At 52.7% G+C, this 20,724-nt stretch carries 19 protein-coding genes; 13 read left to right on the plus strand and 6 right to left on the minus strand.

The genetic code is table 11. The features are described 5' to 3' along the window. Nucleotides 1-94 precede the first annotated feature (94 nt). From lpxD to ptsP, 8 genes are all read left to right on the plus strand, one after another. A complete protein-coding gene (gene lpxD / locus EL143_RS00665) occupies nt 95-1,135 on the plus strand; it encodes a UDP-3-O-(3-hydroxymyristoyl)glucosamine N-acyltransferase (RefSeq protein ID WP_085416414.1) in 1,041 nt (346 codons plus the stop codon). A gap of 48 nt (nt 1,136-1,183) precedes the next feature. Then, a complete protein-coding gene (gene fabZ / locus EL143_RS00670; protein WP_085416385.1) occupies nt 1,184-1,642 on the plus strand; it encodes a 3-hydroxyacyl-ACP dehydratase FabZ in 459 nt (152 codons plus the stop codon). 61 nt (nt 1,643-1,703) lie between these two features. After that, nucleotides 1,704-2,480: an acyl-ACP--UDP-N-acetylglucosamine O-acyltransferase gene (lpxA, locus tag EL143_RS00675; RefSeq protein WP_085416386.1), complete on the plus strand. Its 777-nt coding sequence runs from the start codon at nt 1,704-1,706 to the stop codon at nt 2,478-2,480. 309 nt (nt 2,481-2,789) lie between these two features. After that, nucleotides 2,790-3,440: an acetyltransferase gene (locus EL143_RS00680; protein WP_085416387.1), complete on the plus strand. Its 651-nt coding sequence runs from the start codon at nt 2,790-2,792 to the stop codon at nt 3,438-3,440. Nucleotides 3,441-3,507: 67 nt separating this feature from the next. Further along, nucleotides 3,508-4,662: a lipid-A-disaccharide synthase gene (gene lpxB / locus EL143_RS00685; RefSeq protein WP_085416388.1), complete on the plus strand. Its 1,155-nt coding sequence runs from the start codon at nt 3,508-3,510 to the stop codon at nt 4,660-4,662. Nucleotides 4,663-4,885: 223 nt separating this feature from the next. After that, nucleotides 4,886-5,302 carry a PTS sugar transporter subunit IIA gene (locus EL143_RS00690; protein WP_085416389.1) on the plus strand — a complete coding sequence of 139 codons (417 nt, stop codon included), beginning with the start codon at nt 4,886-4,888 and terminating at the stop codon, nt 5,300-5,302. Further along, a complete protein-coding gene (locus EL143_RS00695) occupies nt 5,299-5,568 on the plus strand; it encodes an HPr family phosphocarrier protein (protein WP_085416390.1) in 270 nt (89 codons plus the stop codon). The genes EL143_RS00690 and EL143_RS00695 overlap by 4 nt, the downstream gene beginning before the upstream one ends. Nucleotide 5,569: 1 nt before the next feature. After that, nucleotides 5,570-7,324 carry a phosphoenolpyruvate--protein phosphotransferase gene (gene ptsP / locus EL143_RS00700; RefSeq protein WP_085416391.1) on the plus strand — a complete coding sequence of 585 codons (1,755 nt, stop codon included), beginning with the start codon at nt 5,570-5,572 and terminating at the stop codon, nt 7,322-7,324. Between the two features lie 77 nt (nt 7,325-7,401). Here the strand turns inward: ptsP and rfaQ are convergent, their stop codons facing one another. Beyond that, the gene (gene rfaQ, locus EL143_RS00705) at nt 7,402-8,472 is read right to left on the minus strand and encodes a putative lipopolysaccharide heptosyltransferase III (protein WP_169709817.1); all 1,071 of its coding nucleotides are present in this window, start codon (nt 8,470-8,472) and stop codon (nt 7,402-7,404) included. 131 nt (nt 8,473-8,603) lie between these two features. On the opposite strand from rfaQ, the gene glnE reads away from it, so the two are divergent. The 4 genes from glnE (at nt 8,604) to EL143_RS00725 (ending at nt 12,962) form a co-directional block, all read left to right on the plus strand. Then, nucleotides 8,604-11,288, plus strand: coding sequence for a bifunctional [glutamate--ammonia ligase]-adenylyl-L-tyrosine phosphorylase/[glutamate--ammonia-ligase] adenylyltransferase (glnE, locus tag EL143_RS00710; RefSeq protein ID WP_085416393.1), 2,685 nt, complete (start codon nt 8,604-8,606; stop codon nt 11,286-11,288). Nucleotides 11,289-11,380: 92 nt separating this feature from the next. Beyond that, the gene (locus EL143_RS00715) at nt 11,381-11,638 is read left to right on the plus strand and encodes a hypothetical protein (RefSeq protein ID WP_085416394.1); all 258 of its coding nucleotides are present in this window, start codon (nt 11,381-11,383) and stop codon (nt 11,636-11,638) included. Nucleotides 11,639-11,904: 266 nt separating this feature from the next. Then, nucleotides 11,905-12,510 carry a glutathione S-transferase N-terminal domain-containing protein gene (locus tag EL143_RS00720; protein ID WP_085416395.1) on the plus strand — a complete coding sequence of 202 codons (606 nt, stop codon included), beginning with the start codon at nt 11,905-11,907 and terminating at the stop codon, nt 12,508-12,510. Nucleotides 12,511-12,560: 50 nt separating this feature from the next. Next, a complete protein-coding gene (locus EL143_RS00725; protein WP_085416415.1) occupies nt 12,561-12,962 on the plus strand; it encodes a ClpXP protease specificity-enhancing factor in 402 nt (133 codons plus the stop codon). 87 nt (nt 12,963-13,049) lie between these two features. Here EL143_RS00725 and galU read toward each other — a convergent pair whose 3' ends face one another. From galU to EL143_RS00750, 5 genes are all read right to left on the minus strand, one after another. Then, nucleotides 13,050-13,922 carry a UTP--glucose-1-phosphate uridylyltransferase GalU gene (gene galU / locus EL143_RS00730; protein WP_085416416.1) on the minus strand — a complete coding sequence of 291 codons (873 nt, stop codon included), beginning with the start codon at nt 13,920-13,922 and terminating at the stop codon, nt 13,050-13,052. A 105-nt stretch (nt 13,923-14,027) separates the two neighbouring features. After that, nucleotides 14,028-16,451: an NAD-dependent DNA ligase LigA gene (ligA, locus tag EL143_RS00735; protein ID WP_085416417.1), complete on the minus strand. Its 2,424-nt coding sequence runs from the start codon at nt 16,449-16,451 to the stop codon at nt 14,028-14,030. 109 nt (nt 16,452-16,560) lie between these two features. After that, nucleotides 16,561-17,889, minus strand: coding sequence for a cell division protein ZipA C-terminal FtsZ-binding domain-containing protein (locus EL143_RS00740; RefSeq protein WP_085416396.1), 1,329 nt, complete (start codon nt 17,887-17,889; stop codon nt 16,561-16,563). Nucleotides 17,890-18,002: 113 nt separating this feature from the next. Then, a complete protein-coding gene (gene ampD, locus EL143_RS00745; RefSeq protein ID WP_085416397.1) occupies nt 18,003-18,593 on the minus strand; it encodes a 1,6-anhydro-N-acetylmuramyl-L-alanine amidase AmpD in 591 nt (196 codons plus the stop codon). Continuing rightward, the gene (locus tag EL143_RS00750) at nt 18,574-19,341 is read right to left on the minus strand and encodes an alpha/beta fold hydrolase (protein ID WP_085416418.1); all 768 of its coding nucleotides are present in this window, start codon (nt 19,339-19,341) and stop codon (nt 18,574-18,576) included. Before EL143_RS00750 ends, ampD begins: the two co-directional genes overlap by 20 nt. 351 nt (nt 19,342-19,692) lie before the next feature. Here EL143_RS00750 and mltG point away from each other — a divergent pair, with 351 nt between their 5' ends. After that, entirely contained in the window at nt 19,693-20,721 is a 1,029-nt protein-coding gene (mltG, locus tag EL143_RS00755; RefSeq protein ID WP_085416398.1) for an endolytic transglycosylase MltG, read from the plus strand. Nucleotides 20,722-20,724 lie beyond the last annotated feature (3 nt).

Raw genomic sequence — 20,724 nt, forward strand, 5'->3', positions numbered from 1 at the left:
GCATTCTTTAAAACTAAGGCTTTTCATTGAGTCTATGGCAAGGCTCAATGAAAAGCTGATTTCGGTTAATCGGCTTTATTATTTTAGGTTAGACATGGCATCTTACACATTATCCCAAATTGTTGCGGAGCTTGGCGGAGAATGGCGCGGCGAAGATATCGCTGTGTCAGGCGTACGCCCGCTTGATAGCGCGGAAGCTAACCATATCGGTTTTTTGGCAAACCCGAAATACAAGGCAACCGTGGCTGAAAGTTCGGCCGGTGCCGTTATTGTCAGCCCTAAAGTGGCTGATGAATTCAATAACCGCAATCTTATCATCGCTGCCGACCCTTACTTATACTTCGCCAAAACTGCCAGATTGTTCTCCCCTATTGTCAAAGCCAATAGCGGCATACACCCTACCGCCGTTATCGAACCTTCGGCCACCGTGCCTGCCGGCTGTGAAATCGGCGCGCACGCCTATATCGGTGCGAATACTGTTTTAGGAGAAGGCTGCCGGATTTTGGCCGGCGCGGTTGTCGAACATGACTGCACACTCGGAAACGAAGTGGTAATCCACCCCAATGCGGTCATTTACCACGGCTGCACTTTAGGCAACCGTGTCGAAATACATGGCGGAAGCGTGATTGGTGCCGACGGCTTCGGTTTGGCTTTTGCCGGCGACTCTTGGTTTAAAATACCGCAAACCGGCGGTGTAACGCTGCACGATGATGTCGAAATCGGTGCCAACAGCATGATAGACAGAGGCGCCATGACCGACACAGTAGTAGGCCGCGGTACAAAAATCGACAATCAGGTACAAATCGGCCACAATTGCCAAATCGGCGAGCATACGGTTATTGCAGCCTGTGCTGGCATTTCAGGCAGCACAAAAATCGGTTCCTACTGCATTATCGGCGGGGCAGCCATGTTTGTCGGCCATATTGAAATTGCCGACAAAACCACTATCGGCGGCGGCACGGCCGTTACCCACTCGATTAAAGAACCGGGTCATTATGCCACCTGTTATCCAATGCAAACCCACAAAGAATGGGCGCGCAACGCAGTACATATACGGCATTTGAGCGAAATGTCGAAAAAAATCAAGCAACTTGAGCAAGACATCGCTGCTATGCAGCACTCAAACAAAGCATAAAACCGGCCGCTTTCCAACAAGCTGCCCATACTTTAGGACAATAAAACAATGGAAATCAAATTACCGATTGAAGTTCGTGAAATTCAAAACTTATTGCCTCACCGCTTTCCTTTTTTGCTATTGGATCGCATAGTTGCCGCTGAACCCGGCAAATCGCTTACCGCCATTAAAAACGTTTCCTTCAACGAATCGTTTTTTCAAGGCCACTTTCCCGAATCACCGGTGATGCCCGGCGTATTGATTATCGAAGCGATGGCGCAAGCCTGCGGCGTGCTGGCCGTGCTTTCACAGGGCAGTACGCAGCGCCGAGAAGGAGAAATCACACTCTTCGCAGGCTTGGATAATGTGCGCTTCAAGCGCCAAGTTATCCCCGGAGACCAGCTGGTTTTCGAAGTCGAGCTTTTAGCGCACAAACGCGGTATCGGCAAATTCAACGCCGTTGCCAAAGTAGACGGCCAGCTGGCCGTAGAAGCACAAATCATGTGTGCCCAACGTATTGTTGAATAGCCCGTAAACCATGCCTGTCTGAATTTTCAGACAGGCATTTCCTCCAATAAAGAAAGCAGCCATGAGTTTGATTCACCCTACTGCCATTATCGATCCCAAAGCGGAACTGGACAGCAGCGTCAAAGTCGGCGCCTATACCGTTATCGGCTCTAATGTGCAAATCGGCGCCGGCACCGAAATCGGCCCGCATACGGTTATCGAAGGTCATACCACCATCGGCGAAAACAACCGGATTTTCCAATTCGCTTCACTCGGCGCACAACCTCAAGATAAAAAATACCGCGACGAGCCTACGCGATTGATTATCGGCAACGGCAATACCATCCGCGAATTCACAACATTCAACACCGGCACCGTTACCGGCATAGGCGAAACCCGCATAGGTGATGACAACTGGCTGATGGCTTATGTGCACATTGCACACGATTGCGTGATCGGCAACCACACTATTTTTGCCAACAACGCCTCGCTCGCAGGCCACGTTACCATTGGCGACTGGGTAATTCTCGGAGGTTACACGCTCGTTTTCCAGTTTTGCATCATCGGCGACCATGCCATGACGGCATTCGCAGCAGGCGTACACAAAGACGTTCCGCCTTACGTTATGGCGGCAGGCTACCGCGCAGAACCTTCGGGCCTCAACACCGAAGGTATGCGCAGGCGCGGCTTTACCCCCGAACAAATTGCCAACGTGAAAAATATTTATAAACTGATTTACCGCCAAGGCCTGAGTTTGGAAGAAGCCAAGCAACAAGTTTTGGCACTGAGCGAAAGCGCCCCGGAATTGCATGCCTTCAAACCGTTTTTTGAAGCTTCCACCCGCGGAATTGTGCGTTAATCCAAGCATACGCCTGTCTGAAAACAGCATATCATTCAGACAGGCATAAACTAAATCACACATAATTTTTCTAAAAGAAATAAACTATCGAATCGGAAAAATGTCTTTAAAATAAGAATGATAATGCAATGGCTATGAGTTGATCATAAACAGCATAAACAAGCTAAAACTTTAATCAAACTATCCACTAGCTGTCTAATCACCGGATAATTCGTCGGAAGCTTGCTTATCCGCTATACCGTTTAATAACATATCAACAACAACCATTCCTGCTCAAAACCAATAACGACAACTTTAAGGATTGTGCCCATGACGGATATTTCAGCTTCCTCCTCCAAAAAACTGGTTATTCTCGGTGCCGGCGGACATGCCAAAGTAGTATTGGATACCGCCCTACTCATGAGAAAATGGTCGGAAATAGTATTTGTGGACGACTTCCACAACAGTGAAAACCATTTCATGGGCATTCCGTTATTGGGCGACAGCAGCCTGCTTGGAAAAAGCATCTGCCCAGACCAATACGACGCCGTTGTTGCCGTTGGCGATAATGTGGTACGCGGCAGAATGCTCAATCTTGCAAAAGAGCTGGGCTTTACGCTGCCCTGCCTGTATCACCCCAGCGCCATCATCAGCCAATTCGCCACAATCGGGGAAGGCAGCGTGTTATTCGCCCAAACAGTCGTTAATGCCGATGCCAAAATCGGCAGAGGTGCCATTATCAATACCGCGTCATCTGTAGACCACGATAGCGTTTTAGGCGATTTCGTCCACATCAGCCCCGGAGCACGCCTGGCCGGAAACACCCATGTAGGCGATTTCAGTTGGGTGGGAATCGGCAGCTGCACCCGGGAAGGCAGCACAATCGGCAGTCATTGCATCGTTGGCGCCGGCGCCGTGGTGCTTGGTGATTTGCCTGATAACACTACGGCAGTAGGTGTCCCCGCAAAGGCACTCAAGTAACTCCTTAAAAAACCACCCGTTACCAACCCATTCCAAGTGCCTACATTCTGAAATACAGCCTAATCACATGACATCCCCCAAGCCTCTGACTATTGCCATGTGCGCAGGAGAAGCCTCCGGCGATCTGCTTGGCGCACATTTGATCAAAGCCATCCAAAAACACCGCCCCGACGCCCGATTCATCGGTATCGGCGGCCCCCAAATGCTGGCTCTTGGTTTTGAAAGCCTTTACGAGCAAGAAAAATTGGCCGTCCGCGGGTTTGCCGAAGTCATCAAACGCCTGCCTGAAATTTTAAAAATACGGAAAGGCCTGACAAAACAAATGTTGTCATTAAAGCCTGATATTTTCGTGGGAATCGACGCTCCGGACTTTAATCTCGGCGTAGAAGCCAAGCTCAAACAAGCCGGCATACCCACCATTCATTATGTAAGCCCTTCAGTTTGGGCGTGGCGGCGCGAGCGGGTCAACAAAATTGTTACCCAAACCAACAAAGTGCTCTGCCTATTCCCAATGGAACCCCAGCTTTACACGGAAGCAGGTGGGAAAGCCGAGTTTATCGGCCATCCGTTAGCCGAAACCATGCCTATGGATACGGACAAAAATGCCGCCCGTGACACATTGGGCATCCCGAGGGAAATTCCCGTCTTCGCGCTGCTACCGGGCAGCCGTGTCAGCGAAATCGATTACATGGCGCCAGTTTTTCTGGAAGCCGCCTGCCTTCTGCAACAACGCTACCCCTTGGCCCGTTTCGTTTTACCCGCCGCCACGGAGGCCACACGCCGCCGCCTGCGGCTTTTGCTGGCCAAACCCAGCTTCAGCCAACTGGATGTTCTGATGACCGAAGGCAACGCCACGCTTGCGGCCACCGCAGCGGATGTGGTTATCGTAACCAGCGGCACCGCTACTTTGGAAGTTGCCTTATGCAAACGGCCGATGGTGATCAGCTACAAAATCTCCCCGCTTACCTATGCTTATGTTCGCCCCAAAATTAAAGTACCCCATGTAGGCTTGCCCAATATCCTGCTCGACAAAGAGGCCGTACCCGAACTTATGCAAGATATGGCAAAACCCGAATTTATCGCTTTGGCGGCCGCCAAATGGTATGAATCCCCCGAGCGGATTGCCTCCCTTAAAGCAGACTTTTACCATCTGCACGAACTGCTGAAAAAAGACACCGCCAACCTTGCCGCCGAAGCTGTATTGCAAGAAGCTAAAATATAAAGACCTCAAACCGGATAAATTTCAAATCCTTATCACACTCATCCTCCTTTTCAAACCTTATATAGATTTTCAAAACCACCGGCTATATAATTCCCATTTAAACATGATAAAAACCAGCTCCGGGCCATCCATATAAAATCCATATAAAAATCACGCTCTCGGTGACAAATACACATTTCACCGCGATATATGCCTGTCTGAAACACAACAAGGAATACACAATATGATCGGTGTTATCATCCTCACCCATCAATCACTTGATGAGGCATTTCGTACATTAACGCAACATTTTTTCCCCGACATACCCGACAACATCCGCCTGCTCGGTGTTAAAAACAGCGAAGACCATGATGATGTGATCCGGCAAATCAACCAATTAATGGAAGAAATCAACGCCGATCAGGGCGTGCTCGTACTCACCGATATATTCGGCGCCACACCCTGCAATGCCGCCCGAAAACTGGTGATTCCCAACAAAACCGCCATGCTTACCGGTTTAAATGTGCCAATGATGATTAAAGCCATCCAACACTCCGGCAGCAGCATCGATTTAGCCGAATTTACCGCCAAAGTCAAACAAGCCGCCATAAACGGCATTATCGATATTACTTCACCAAACGGAGGGGTCTGCTCATCATGATTAAACAATCCGTCGAAATCATCAACAAGCTCGGCCTTCATGCACGGGCTTCCAGCAAATTCACCCAAACCGCATCAGGCTTTCAAAGCGAAGTGTGGGTCAGCCGCAACGGCCACCGCGTTAACGGCAAAAGCATTATGGGGCTGATGATGCTGGCTGCCGCAAAAGGCACGGTTATCGAACTTGAAACCGACGGTGCCGACGAACAAGCCGCCATGCAGGCATTGGTCGGCCTGATTGACGATTATTTCGGCGAAGGAGAATAAAATGAGCATCGTCCTACATGGTGTAGCCGCCGGCAAAGGCATCGCCATAGGCCGTGCTCACCTCCTTTCCCGCGGCATGAGCGAAGTGCCGCAGCAAAACCTCGAACCGGATGACATCCCCGCAGAAACCGCCCGTTACGAATCCGCCATTAAAGCCACCCGCCGGCAAATGGAGCAACTGCGCAGCAACATTCCCGAAAACGCCCCCACCGAGCTGGGTGCGTTCATCTCGCTGCACTTGATGCTGCTGACCGATGTAACCCTGTCGCGCGAACCGGTCGACATCATTGAAGAAGAATATATCAATGCCGAATGGGCGCTCAAAATCCAAACCGACCGCCTAAGCCGCCAGTTTGACGCCATCGAAGACGAATACCTGCGCGGCCGCAAGCAAGACATGCTGCAAGTGGTGGAACGCATCCACAACAACCTTATCGGCCAAAGCAACGAACTGAACCTCAGCCCGGATTTGCTGGACGACACGATTCTGATCGCCCAAGACATCTCGCCCGCCGACACCGTTCATTTCAAAGAACAGCGCGTTGCCGCTTTCGTAACCGATGCCGGCGGCCCTACCAGCCATACCGCCATTTTGGGGCGCAGCTTGGAAATTCCTTCCGTTATCGGCCTGCGCAACGCCCGCAACCTGATTAGTGAAGACGAATGGGTTATCGTAGACGGCATCAACGGCATTCTGATTATCGCGCCGGACGACCTCGTGATTGCCGAATACCGGCGCAAATTGCGCGAGTACCGCAGCCGCCAACGCCAGCTCAGCAAGCTGAAAGACACCGCGGCTACCACCGAAGACGGCGTCGATATCGAACTGCTCGCCAACATCGAATCGGCCGACGACATCAAAGCCCTGCATAAATACGGAGCCGACGGCGTAGGTCTGTTCCGCAGCGAATTTCTCTTTCTCAACCGCGACACCCTGCCCGATGAAAACGAGCAATACGAGGTTTACAGCGACATCATCAAAAAGCTCAAAGGCAAACAGCTCACCATCCGAACCGTTGACTTGGGCGTAGACAAAAACCCGCGCTGGTTCGGCCAGCACGGCACACCCAACGGCAACCCCAACCCCGCCCTCGGCCTAACCGGTATCCGCCTGTGCTTGGCCGAGCCCGTGATGTTCCGCACCCAGATGCGTGCCATCCTGCGTGCCGCCGTGCACGGCCCGGTAAAAATCATGTGGCCGATGATTGCCTCGGTTTCCGAACTGAAACAATGCCTTATCCATTTGGAAACAGCACAAAAACAGCTGACCGAGCGGGGTGAAGCATGGCAAGAAGTGGAAGTGGGCTGCATGATTGAAATCCCCGCCGCCGCGCTGACTACCGCCACACTGCTCCGATATGTCGATTTCATTTCCATCGGCACCAACGACCTCATCCAATACACCCTTTCGGTGGATCGCGGCGACGACAGCGTCAGCTACCTTTACCAGCCCGCCCATCCGGCCGTATTGCGCCTGTTGGCCCACATCATCCGCACTGCCAACCGTATCGGCAAATCGGTGTCGGTATGCGGCGAAATGGCCGGCGACACCGACTTTACCCGCCTGCTTCTCGGCCTCGGCCTGCGCCGCTTCTCTATGAACACTACCAACCTGCTGGCCGTTAAAGATGTGGTGCTACACAGCAATATCGACGAATTGGAAACGGAAATCGGTAAAGTGATGCGTAACGATGACCCCGACAAATCGGAAAAACTTTTGAAAAAACTGAATGAAACAGAAGAAATCTCCGTATAAAAACCTTCATTAAACACAATGCCTGTCTGAAAGCACCGAAAGCTTTCAGACAGGCATTGTGTCGGATTCAATATTTTTCAGACAGGCATTTGCCGCTCCACCGCTTCCCATACGGCATCCACCGGAATATTGTCCAAATAACGCTCGCTGGTGTTCACATCAATACTATCGGGGTGAGGCAGCTCTCCGAAATCTCCCGCCCACACCACTTCCGCACGATCCGAATAAGGCCGCCAACGGCTGACCCAGCTCGGGCCGAACAAAGCAACTTGAGGCTTGTCCAACGCAGCCGCGATATGCATGGGCACGGAATCGACACCGATAAACAGTTTGGCGCGGTCAATCCCGGCAGCCAGTTCGCGCAAAGTCAACACACCGTCAAGCACCCACAATTTTTGCGGTAAAGCGATATGAATCTGAGATTGCAAATATTCCAACATCGCATGTTCGCGCGCATCGGGCGCGGCCGTGAGCACCACATTACGCCCGGAATCGAGCAGCCTTTTCAAAAGCTCGACCATTTTATCGTCTTCCCAGCACTTGAAAAACCAACGCGACCCGGGATGCACCAATACATAATCTTCACCCCGCCAGCCCCTGTCTTTCAATTTCTGGTCAAAGTGCCGGCGTGTTTCCTCAGAAATACCCACGCGCACTTTAGGCTTGTAATGTTTTAAATCAAGCTTTAAAGGAGCGAGCATGCTCAAATTATTATCGACAGTATGCACATCCACACCGTTGGGTTCTACCAAGCCCGTATGCAGGTTACGCCATAAAGCATTTTGCCGGTTATGCCAATTGAAAGCCAAACCGCATGGAGCTTTACTGAGTTTGGTTACCAAACCGGCACGCCAGCGGTTGGAAAAATTCAACACAAAATCATAACCTTGCACTTCTATCCATCGGATCAACGCAATTTCCTGCTGAATATGAAACAACCGCCCCTGTTTTTTCCAAGCGCGATCCACTGTATGTATTTGGGAAATCAAAGGATTGTCGATTAAAATATCTTCCATTCCCTTATACACCAGCATATCTACATGACAATCAGGAACAGCCGCTTTCAACGCATCGGCCACAGCCGTGGTAAGCAGCACATCTCCGTGGTGCATCATCTGTATCAATAAAAATCGTTGTTTTTGATTCATCACTTTGCAATCTGATTATCTGCCCGCAGGCAATTTTTATTATCGGCATCCATTATAAAACCAAAGTGGTTTTTCAGACAGGCATTTGATACTATATTTGCCGATGCCTGTCTGAAAACCGATAAACCGCCATGTCTACCATCGAAACCGCCCGCCGCTATTCACAATACCTTTCCCGCCATCTCGACAACGGCAACCTCAAGCCCGAGGTTCTGAACCCGCTGCTGCAACGCCCGCTTGAAACCGCCGACTTTGAAGCGTTTACCGATTGGAAAAAACTGCAACAAGATGAACATGAAGCAGAATTGGCGCGCCAACTCCGAATACTACGCCGCTATGTGATGGCGCACATCCTCATCCGCGACCTCAGCCGCCAGAGCAATTTAGCGGAAGTAACCGGCACCATTACCCGCTTTGCCGAATTTGCCGTCAACGCAGCCTTAAACTACGCCTACGCCTATTATCAAGACATGTACGGCACGCCGATCGGCCGATACAGCGGCACACCGCAACACTTGAGCGTAGTCGCCATGGGCAAAGCCGGCGGCTATGAATTGAACGTGTCCTCCGACATCGACCTGATATTCATCTACCCCGAAAACGGCGACACCGACGGCAAACGCGAACGCACCAATCAGGAATTCTTCACCAAAGTCGGCCAAAAATTAATCACCCTGTTAAACGACATCACCGCCGACGGCCAAGTGTTCCGCGTAGACATGCGCCTGCGGCCCGACGGCGACAGCGGCCCGCTCGTACTCAGCGAAACCGCATTGGAACAATACCTCATCACACAAGGCCGCGAATGGGAGCGCTACGCCTGGTGCAAAGGCCGCATCATCACACCGTATGCCAACGATATTTCCTCACTCGTGCGCCCCTTTGTGTTCCGCAAATATCTGGATTTCAACGCCTACGAAGCCATGCGCGGGCTGCACCGGCAAATCCGCCGCGAAGTGCAGAAAAAAGATATGGCCGACAACATCAAACTCGGCGCCGGCGGCATACGCGAAATCGAATTCATCGCCCAAATTTTCCAAATGATACGCGGCGGCCAAATCCGCGCCCTGCAACTGAAAGGCACGCAGGAAACCCTGAAAAAGCTGGAAGAATTAAGCATTCTCAGCAGCGAAACCGTTGCCCGCCTGCTGGAAGCCTACCATTTCCTACGCGACATCGAACACCGCCTGCAATACTGGGACGACCAGCAAACGCAAACCCTGCCGCAGCAGCCTGAACAGCAGCAACTGCTGGCCGAAAGCATGGGCTTTGACAACTACGAAGCGTTTTCAGACAGGCTTCGGAAACACCGCCGCTTCGTCAACCAAACCTTCGAGCAAGTGCTTGCCGAGCCTGAAGAGCAACAAGACGAAGAGGCTCAAGAATTTGCCGCACTCTGGCACGAAGGCGGCGACGATGCCGAAAAGCATAAGCAGCTCGCCTCACTCGGCTTTGATGCCGACAGCGTTGCCGCACGGCTCGCACAACTAAAAAAAGGCAGCAAATACCGCCACCTGTCCGCCCGCGCACTGCACCGCTTCGATGCCGTGGTGCCGCAAATCATCGCCGCCGCCCAACCATGCAGCAACCCCACCCAAACCCTGTTCCGACTGCTCGATTTTCTCGAAACCGTCAGCACCCGTTCCTCATATCTTGCCTTTCTGCATGAATATCCCAAACAATTGCAGCAACTTGCCGAAATCATGAGCCAAAGCTCATGGGTGGCCGATTATCTGCAACGCCATCCCGTTTTGCTTGACGGCCTGCTTTCATCGCAATTAATGGTGCAGACACAAGATTGGCACAAAATTAGTGCGGAGCTCACCCAAACCCTCGAAGCCTGCGACGACACGGAAAATAAAATGGACACACTGCGCCATTTCCAACACGCGCAAACTTTCCGCTTAGCCGTGCAGGATTTGGCAGGCTTATGGAAAGTGGAAGCCCTCAGCGACGAGCTTTCCCTGATTGCCGACATCATCCTCGCCCAAACCCTAATTCACGCATGGCGCGACATGCCGAAAACCCACACCGACACCCCATGCTTCGCCATCATCGGCTACGGCAAACTCGGCGGCAAAGAGCTGGGCTACACCTCTGACCTCGATCTGGTTTTTCTATACGACGACCCGCATCCCGACGCTTCCGACACCTACACCCGCCTCGCCCGCAGGCTGACCACCTGGCTCTCCGGCAGCACCGGTGCCGGCACGCTCTATGATGTTGACCTGCGCCTGCGCCCCAACGGCGACAGCGGCTTTCTCGCCCATACCGTGGCCGCTTTTGAAAAATACCAACACGAAAACGCTTGGACATGGGAGCACCAAGCCCTCACCCGCGCCCGCTATATCGCCGGTTCGCCTGAAATCGGCAACGCTTTCGAACGCATCCGCCGCGAAATCCTTACCCGCGAACGCGACGCCGGCACACTGCGCAGCGAAATCATAGACATGCGGGAAAAAATGTTCCCTACCCACCCGCCTGTCGAGAACGATGTAAAATATGCGCGCGGCGGCATAGTTGATGTAGAATTCATTGTGCAATACCTGATTCTCGCCCAATCACGCCATTGCCCCGCCTTGCTGGAAAACTACGGCAACATCGCCCTTTTGCGCATTGCCGCCGAACACGGCCTGATTGATCAAGAATCCGCACGTCTCTGCCGCCGCGCCTACCGCTTTTTCCGCAAACTGCAACACAATAAAAAACTGCGTGATGCAGACAAAGTTGAAGCCGACGAAGAATTATCCGCGCATTATCAGGCGGTAAAAAAACTGTGGCAGGAAGTATTCGGAGAAGCCCCGAAAACAGCTTAAAGCAGCAATGCCTGTCTGAAAATTCAGACAGGCATTTTGAAAACACAACCTATTGTAAATAACCACCCTCAAACCAAACACATCGAATACACATGAATACAATCGACATCACTCTAGCCGCCTTATTGGTTATCTGGTTTCTCGCCAGCATCGTGTGGGGCAGCATCTGGCTCAATCTGGTTACCTCCAGCCAAGAAGACAAAGAAGAGTTCCTCAACGAAAGCATCCGCTCCCCTTCCGACCGCCTCGGCGTGAGCATGCTGCGCTTTCCCGTGCTGCACCTCATCATTTGGCTGCTGAATGTGGTCGGCTTGTGCTGGGTGGCGACCGGCTGGTGGCAAAACCTATAAAATCTTGTCCGAAATCAACCGATGCCTGTCTGAATATATGTTCAGACAGGCATCTTTGCGCTTAAAACCGTCTGCAAGAGCCGGGAGCATGGTTTCCTAAAAAAGCCCCGTTTCCATCAAAGCCCCAACATCCGCCAAAACACAAATTTTAAATTAAAAACATACACTTAAAATCATTTTCTTGGTTTTTTGCTGCAAAAATATTATACTGCTTCATATTTTCTTTCCTAACACATCCCTCAAAAATATTCAGGAGCATCCCCAAGATGATGATTCTTTATTCAGGTATTACCTGCCCGTTCAGCCACCGTTGCCGCTTTGTGCTTTTCGAAAAAGGTATGGATTTTGAAATCAAAGATGTAGACGTGTTCAACAAGCCGGAAGACTTGGCCATTATGAACCCGTATAACCAAGTGCCGGTTTTGGTGGAACGCGACCTGATTTTGCACGAATCCAATATCATCAACGAATACATCGACGAACGCTTTCCCCACCCGCAACTGATGCCGGGTGATCCGGTGATGCGTGGCCGCGGCCGATTGGTGCTGTTCCGTCTGGAAAAAGAGCTGTTCAGCCATGTACACGTTTTGGAAGATCCCGAAGCCACGCCGAAAGAGCAGGCCAAAGCGCGCGAGGCAATCACCAGCGGCCTTACCGTGCTTGCGCCCGCATTCAATAAAAACAAATACATTTTGGGCGACGATTTCTCCATGATCGATGTTGCACTTGCCCCGCTGTTGTGGCGCCTGAATCATTATGAAATCAAGTTGGGCAAATCGGCTGCCCCGCTGTTAAAATATGCTGAAAGAATTTTCCAACGCGAAGCCTTTATCGAAGCGCTTACCCCAGCCGAAAAAGCCATGCGCCGTTAATCAAATGCAAGGGAAAGCCGGGCTTTCCCTTTCTGCTATGGTGGATGTATATGACAACCAGTACCAAACCCTATTTACTCCGCGCACTGTATGAATGGTGCATCGACAACAACCAAACGCCGCATATCGTTGCCTGGGTCAACGAGCACACGCGCGTGCCGATGCAATATGTGCGCGACAATGAAATCGTGTTAAACATCGGCCCCTCCGCCAGCCCAAACGTGAGCATCGACAATGAATGGGTTCACTTCTCTGCCCGCTTCGGCGGCGTGGCACACGAAATCTGGATTCCCGTAGGCCACATCGTGAGCGTCTTCGCCCGCGAAAGCGGAGAAGGCATGGGCTTTGAAGTTGAGCCTTGGCAACCTGCAAACGCCTCTGCCGAAAAAACAGACGACACCCCGCCGGATGGCAATACGCCGAAGAAAAAAGGGCTGAAGTTGGTGAAATAAACGGTTCAAACCAAATATGCCTGTCTGAAAAATATCTTCAGACAGGCATATTTATTGAAACTAGGCGGGTTAAACCGATATAGATATTCAGTCGGCTAAAACATAACGCTTCAACAACTTAGCAAACTCCCCACCCGTTTCAGGGTGCTTCAAACCATAAGCTATCGTCGCTTCCAAATAACCGAGCTTACTGCCGCAATCATAGCGCGTTCCCTCAAAAGCATGTGCCAAAACGGTTTCTTCCTGCAGAAGCTTGGCAATGGCGTCCGTCAGCTGGATTTCATTGCCTGCGCCGCGCGGCAGATTGACCAACAAATCGAAAATACGCGGAGTCAGGATATAGCGGCCGACCACGGCCAAATTTGAAGGTGCATCTTCCGGCTTGGGTTTTTCCACAATGCTTTTCACCCGCTGCGTATGCCGGAACGCTTCGGTTTCCACAATGCCGTAAGACCCGGTTTGCGAAGGATCCACGGTTTCCACGCCGAGCACGCTGCTGCCGGTTTCGCTATACAGATCAACCATCTGCTTTAATGCTCCTTGCGGCGCATCAATCAAATCATCCGCCAGCAACACCGCAAAAGGCTCCTGCTCGACTGCCGGGCGCGCGCACAAAACCGCATGCCCCAAACCGAGCGCTTCGGGCTGGCGGGTGTAGAGAAAGCTCACGTCTTTCGGCACGATGTCTTTCAAATGCGCCAGCAATTTTTCTTTATTACGCAAAGCCAGCTCCGATTCCAATTCATACGCTTTGTCGAAATGGTCTTCAATGCTGCGCTTGTTGCGGCCGGTTACAAAAATAATCTCGGTGCAGCCTGCTTCCACAGCCTCTTCAACCGCATATTGAATCAAAGGCTTGTCAACAATCGGCAGCATTTCTTTGGGGCTGGCCTTGGTGGCGGGCAGAAAACGCGTGCCCATGCCGGCCACGGGGAAAACGGCTTTTCTTAAAGGTTTAATAGTGTTCATGAATTCATATAAAATCAAATTATTAATTTGGTCATTATAACATAAACTCAATAATTAAAACTTCAACCTAACAGGCGACTTCTGCTAGCTCCAAAGTTATTCACTTTTATTCAAGATTTCAATCAATGCGGTTTCGTCCAACACCGCCACGCCCAAAGCATTGGCTTTCTCCAGCTTGCTGCCTGCCGCCTCGCCAGCCACCACATAATCGGTTTTCTTCGACACGCTGCCCGATACCTTGCCGCCTGCCGCTTCAATCAAAGCTTGTGCTTCATCACGCTTTAAGGTCGGCAGCGTTCCGGTTAACACAAAGGTTTTGCCTGCTGCGGCATGATGCCTGTCTGAAACCTCAACAGGCTGATCGTCAGACAGGTTTTCCGCCAGAAAGTGCTGAACCGCCTGCAACAATCTGCGGTTTTCATCTGCTGCGCGCCATGCCTGCCACTCGGCCGGCAAAGCTTTATCGTTCAGCAACGCATCTATATCCTGCCCCGCCAAATCCCACAGAGCCTGCGCCTTGTTTTCGGTAAGCCGGATGCCTGGCAGGCGGGCCAGCCATTTCTGCGGTTGTGCATATTGAGCTAAAGGCAGGCTGACCGGCTGAGTTTTCGGCATCACACCGGCCGCCAACAGCTCATCTATCATCGCCTGTTGCTCACTTTGTGCGAAAAAATGAGCGATTGAACAGGCCACCACGGCGCCGATGTCGGGCAAACAGGCCAACAGCGGCTCCGGCGCCCGCCGCACGTTTTCAAGCGTACCGAACGCCTGCGCCAGCACTTTGGCCGTGCGTTCGCCCACATGCCGGATGCCGAGCGCAAACAGAAAACGCGACAATTCCGGCTGCCGGCTGGCGGCAATGCCGTCAAGAATATTCTGCGCCCATTTGGTGGGCGACTGTTTTTTATTTTTGCCCTCGTCCGCCACATCTTCGGCGGCATTTTCTTTCATACGCTGCAAAGCGGCAATATCCAAATGATATAAATCGGCAAAATGGCGTACCAAATCCTGCTCCACCAAAGCCTCAATCTGCCTCTGCCCCAGACCCTCGATATCCATCGCTTTACGCGAAGCAAAATGAATCAAACCCTGAGCGCGCTGGGCTTGGCAAAGCATTCCGCCGCTGCAGCGTGCCACCGCTTCCCCCGCCTCACGCTCGATGTCGCTGCCGCAAATCGGACAATGCACGGGCAAACGGTAAGGCAGGTAAACCGGTTCTGCGCCTCCGCTTTCCACGGCGGGCACAAACAAATCGCTCTGCACGGTTTCTTGCAGATGCCTGTCTGAAACATTTGCAGCGCGCATCGGCCGCCTATCTGCCACAACCCTTACCACTTCGGGAATCACATCGCCGGCACGTCGCACCACCACGGTATCGCCCACACGCACATCTTTGCGGCTCACTTCGTCCTGATTGTGCAAAGTGGCGTTGGTTACGGTTACACCGCCCACAAATACCGGCTGCAAACGGGCAACCGGCGTTACCGCGCCCGTGCGGCCTATCTGCACGTCAATCGCCTCCACCACTGTTAACGCCTCCTCGGCAGGAAACTTGTGGGCAACCGCCCAGCGCGGCGCGCGGGAAATAAAACCCAGCTCGCGCTGCTGCGCCAAGCTGTTCACCTTCACCACCATGCCGTCGATTTCATATGGCAACTCGGGGCGTTTTTGGCGCATATCTTCATAAAAACGCAACACTTCCGCGATATTGCGGAAGCAGCCGAAATGCCCGTGCGGGAGGCTGAATCCGAGTTCGCTTAAATAAGCCAGCTCCTGAATATGCGCTTCGAGCACTTTACCGCCCTGCTGGCGAGCAATGCCGTAAGCAAAAAAATGCAGCTTGCGTTGCGCCGTGATGCGCGAATCCAATTGGCGCAGGCTGCCGGCTGCGGCATTGCGCGGATTGGCAAAGGTTTTCTGCCCCGCCTCGGCCTGCCGACGGTTTAATGCTTCAAAATCGGCCTTCAGCATCAGCACTTCGCCGCGCACTTCAATCAACTCGGGTGCATCGCTGCCATACAGGCGCAACGGCACGTTGCCGATGGTTTTTACGTTTTGCGTGATGTCTTCGCCTGTTTCGCCGTCGCCCCGGGTTGCACCGCGCACCAACACACCGTTGCGATACAGCAAGCTCACGGCCAAGCCGTCGAACTTCGGTTCAATCACATACTCGGGCTTGCCGCCTCCCAAACTGCTGCGCACCCGCTCGTCGAACGCCAGCATTTCGGCATGGTCGAACACGCCGTTGTCATCCTGCGGCGAAAAAGCATTGGAAAGCGACAACATGGGCACTTCGTGCCGCACGCTCTCGAAGCCCGCCAACAAGCCGCCGCCCACCCGCTGCGTCGGGCTTTCAGGCAGGCGTAGTTCGGGATGCGCCGCTTCCAGCGCTTCCAGTTCGCGGAACAGTCGGTCGTATTCCGCATCCGGCACGGTAGGCGCGTCGAGCGTGTAATATTCGTGGGCATAGCGGTTGAGTTGGTCGGTAAGCGTTCGGATGCGGTGTGATAAGTCGTTCATAATGATATGTGAATGAATGCAGGCAAAGAGAGAAATGCCTGTCTGAAAAAAAGCGGGCACTGAATCAAGTGCCCGCCCATTATAACGCATATAGTGATTTGGCTATAGCTTAAGAGAAGAGGCGTGCGGCGAGATCGCCACCCGGCTCGATGCCCACTTTCTTCATCTCTTCTTGGCGCGCCAATACGAAACTGCGCACGTTTTTCAACCACTCCGGAGAAAGCTGGTTCATATTATCGTCAACCAAATCCAAGCCGAGGCTGCCGGAGAAGTTTACGGCGATGTCCATAAAGCGGTTGAAATATTTCTCGCCGGCCGGTACGCGGGTAATGTCAAACAGCATGCTGAAACCGCGGTAAGCCTGGCTGGAAAGCAGGCTGGCGGTAAACGGGCTGCCGTCCACCGTAACAATGCTGAACAGCGGCTCGCCGTTGCCGTCAGGCAGGTGAAACGCGCCGTCGTGACCCAAGCGGAAACCTGAGTTTTCCAAGACGCTGCGCAACTCCATGCCGCTGATGCTGCCGCGCGACACCAAATGGATAGCAATGGTTTGGTCGACACGCTCGCACAGCTCGTCCAGCGGGCGGGCGGTATTGAGGAAGCTGGGCACATCCATCAGCAGCAATCCGGCGTCAAGCTGCTCGGCAAAGTGGTTTACCTGCTCGCCGAAACGCTCCAATTCCTGGGTTGTGGCCAAACCGTTGCGGCTGATGGCCTGCAAGCCCACTACAAAGCCCTGGTAATAAACGCTGGGAATCGGCTCGGCAATCTGCCAGCGGTCGTCCATAGTGCAGCCGGCAATCTGAAAACGGCGGCCTGCAAAACGCGGCAGAGCGTGCAGTTCTTGCGGCTCGCGCAGGGAAATGTAGGCCATGTAATCGAAATTGTGGTTAAACCACGGCAATTGCTGCTGCACCATATCATCCAAATCAAGCAACAGCTCTTTTTTGTTTTTCACTTTGGTTTGCGAAGGCACGGGCACTTCTACTTTCTTAAACTTAAAGCCCCTGCCCTGCTTTGCTTCTTTCTCCAATTGGGCATCCAAATCGAGCGAAAACGCCGTACCGAAATTGTCTTCTTCCATCTCGATTTCGACATTGCGGTGGTCGCCGGAAGCTTTGCGCGCACGCTGCTTCTGCGCTTTTTGCTCGGCTTTTGCGGCAGCGGCGGCCATTTGGTCGAACATATCTTCGGTGGGCAGCTCGGAAATGTCTTTTTCCCTTAATTTCTTAACGGGTTCGCTTTTGGGCTGGTGGCCCGGCAAACGGCCGTCGCGCACGGAACGGGTTTGCTTTTCCAGCAGCGCGTCTTTGTCGGAATGGCCGAACTGGGCGCGCACCTGCTGGCGGTATTTGTTTTCCTGATACATATTGTAGGCAATCACGCCGAGAATCACGACGGCGCCTAAAACTAAAAAAATCAGCATGGCATCACTCATTGTTAGAAATAGCTGTTTGGTATGATTTTAAGATTTAATTTTGAACGGTAGAAACTGGCCGTGATTATACCCAAAATTAACGGCTTAGGCATCCATGCCTGTCTGAAAAACGCTCAGCGCACCACGGGAAAACCCGCCTGCCGCACACGCGCCCAATCGAAAAAATGGCCGGGGTCGGATTTGCGGCCGGGCGCGATGTCTTGGTGGCCGGTAACGGCTTCAATCGGATAGGCCTGCCGCAAAGCGTGCAGGAGCATACTCAAACTTTCATACTGCGCCTCGGCAAACGGCTCGAAATCGCAGCCTTCCAGCTCGATGCCTATCGAAAACGCATTGCATTTTTCGCGCCCGCGAAACGAAGACACGCCTGCGTGGTAAGCCATATCGTCGCACGATACAAACTGAACCACTTCGCCGCTTCGGGCAATCAGAAAATGGCTGGACACGCGCAATTCGGTCAGAATGCTGAAAAAAGGGTGCTCCGCCGGATTGATGCGGTTGGTAAACAGTTTTTCCACCGCTCCGTTGCCGTATTCAAACGGCGGCAGCGAAATATTGTGCAACACCACCAAATTCACGCGCTCACCTGTCTCACGCGCGCAGAAATTGGGCGAATCCACCCGCCTCGCCCGATTGAACCAGCCGTTTTGCCAATTGTTCTCCACTGTTTGCCTCACTATGTTTTCAGACAGGCATGGTTTCATGCTTTTGAAACGCCTGCAGCGCCGCCCACACCATATCGGGCTGCTCTTTGATGACTTCGTGCGCCGCAAAGGGTATGTTCATCAGATGCGCATCGGGCAATTCGCTTTTCAGCGCCGCCCAGTCCACCAGCGAATAAAGAAAATCCGCCTCGCCGCGGATAGCCAGCACTTGCGCTTTGATGCGGCTGACGGTTTGGTTGGGATAGCCGGTATCGCTTTCGTCCAACCACATCGCCCTCAGGCCGGCAGCCCATTTTTCCACATCCGCCTCAGGATTCTCCGCCTCATAAGCGGCCAGTTGCCCCGGCATATGCTCGCGCACGAATTCGGCATCAACTGCTTCAAACATCGGGCGCGTTGCGCTTAAGTGGTCTTTATGCCAATCTGAACCTATGGTGATGATGCGCTGTACATGTTCATCTTCCGCGCCCAAGCGGTAAGCAATGATGCCGCCGTCGCTGAAGCCGAACACGCTGTATTGCCGGATATCCAAATGCTGCAAAATCCGGCGCACATCTTCGGCGGCTTGCGCATAAGTCAATGCGGCATGGCCGAAAGTGCTGCGGCCGTGCCCCCTCGTATCAATGGCGAGCACGCGGAAGTGCTGCTGCAAACGCGGCAGCAAAGCGGCGAAATCTTCAATCGAGCCGAACCCGCCATGCAGCAGCACCATCACCGGTGCGTCTGCCTGCCCGCCGAGCCGGAAATGCAAATCCGCGCCTTTGTGGGTTAGAAAATGAGAATGCATCATTCACTTTCTCCTTACCATAGTTAATCAACGCATTTTTGATACGGGGCAGCAATCAGAAAGCTGTGCGGATACACAAAACTGATTTTTCTCGGTTTAAGCAACCTACAAAACCGTTCCCTTTTAGCGCTAAAGCGGCAGCAACATATCAGAATATGCAAACGTTTTTTCAGACAGGCATGATAACAGCGGGATGTGTCAGCTTCTGTCAGAAGCATTTTCGGTGCAATGCCTGTCTGAAACCGGATGCACGCCCGCACCCGAAAAAACACCGCCCGCATTGTAACACGCCCCACGCGGCATATCCTGTTATACTTACGCCCGATTTCATCCATAATACATCAATAATTCATGGTAAAACAAAAGACTAAAAAGCATTCCGGCAAGCCCGTTCTGGTTGGCGCACTCATATTTCTGGCCGCAGCCACAGCCGGCGGCGCTTTCGGCTACCTGCTCTTTGCCGAAAAAGACAACGGCCAAACCTACCGCATGCGTGTCGCCAAAGGCCAGGGCATTTCCGGCGTAAGTCGCAAGCTGGCTGAAGACGATGTGATCTACAACCGCACCGTCATGATGGCCGGCGCTTATGTTTTAGGCGTACAAAACAAGCTGCACACCGGCAACTACAAGCTGCCGCAAAAAGTATCCGCCTGGCAGATTCTCAAACGCCTCAAAGAAGGCCGCCCCGACACCGTTACCATCCGCATCATCGAAGGCATGAAATTCAGCCAGATGCGCAGCGTCATCAACCAGTCGCCCGATTTGGCGCACGACACCAAAAACCTGAGCGATACCGAGCTTCTGCAAAAAATCGACCCCGCGGCACCGAGCAGCCATCCCGAAGGCCTGTTTGCGCCCGACAGCTATGAAGTCGATGCCGAAAGCAGCGATTTGGCGCTCTACAAACTGGCCTACAAAACCCAACAAAAAAACCTGCAAGCAGCTTGGGAGGAACGACAAAGCGGCCTGCCCTACAAAAACCCTTACGAGCTCTTGACCATGGCCAGCATTGTGGAAAAAGAAACCGGCCATAAAGACGACCGCCGCCACGTTGCCGCCGTGTTTGTCAACCGCCTCAACATCGGCATGCGCCTACAAACCGACCCCAGCGTTATCTACGGCATGGGCGATGCTTATAAAGGCAACATCCGTAAGTCCGACCTCCAGCGCGACACACCTTATAATACCTACACCCGCGCAGGCCTCACCCCCACGCCCATCTCCCTGCCCGGCAAAGCTTCGCTGGAAGCCGCCGCGCATCCGAGCAATGCCAACTATCTTTACTTCGTTTCCAAAATGGACGGCACGGGCAAAAGCAAATTCAGCCACTCGCTGAGCGAACACAACGATGCCGTGCGCCAATATATTTTGAAAAAATAGGCA

This window comes from Neisseria canis (assembly GCF_900636765.1).
In the GTDB taxonomy this organism is placed as follows: domain Bacteria; phylum Pseudomonadota; class Gammaproteobacteria; order Burkholderiales; family Neisseriaceae; genus Neisseria; species Neisseria canis.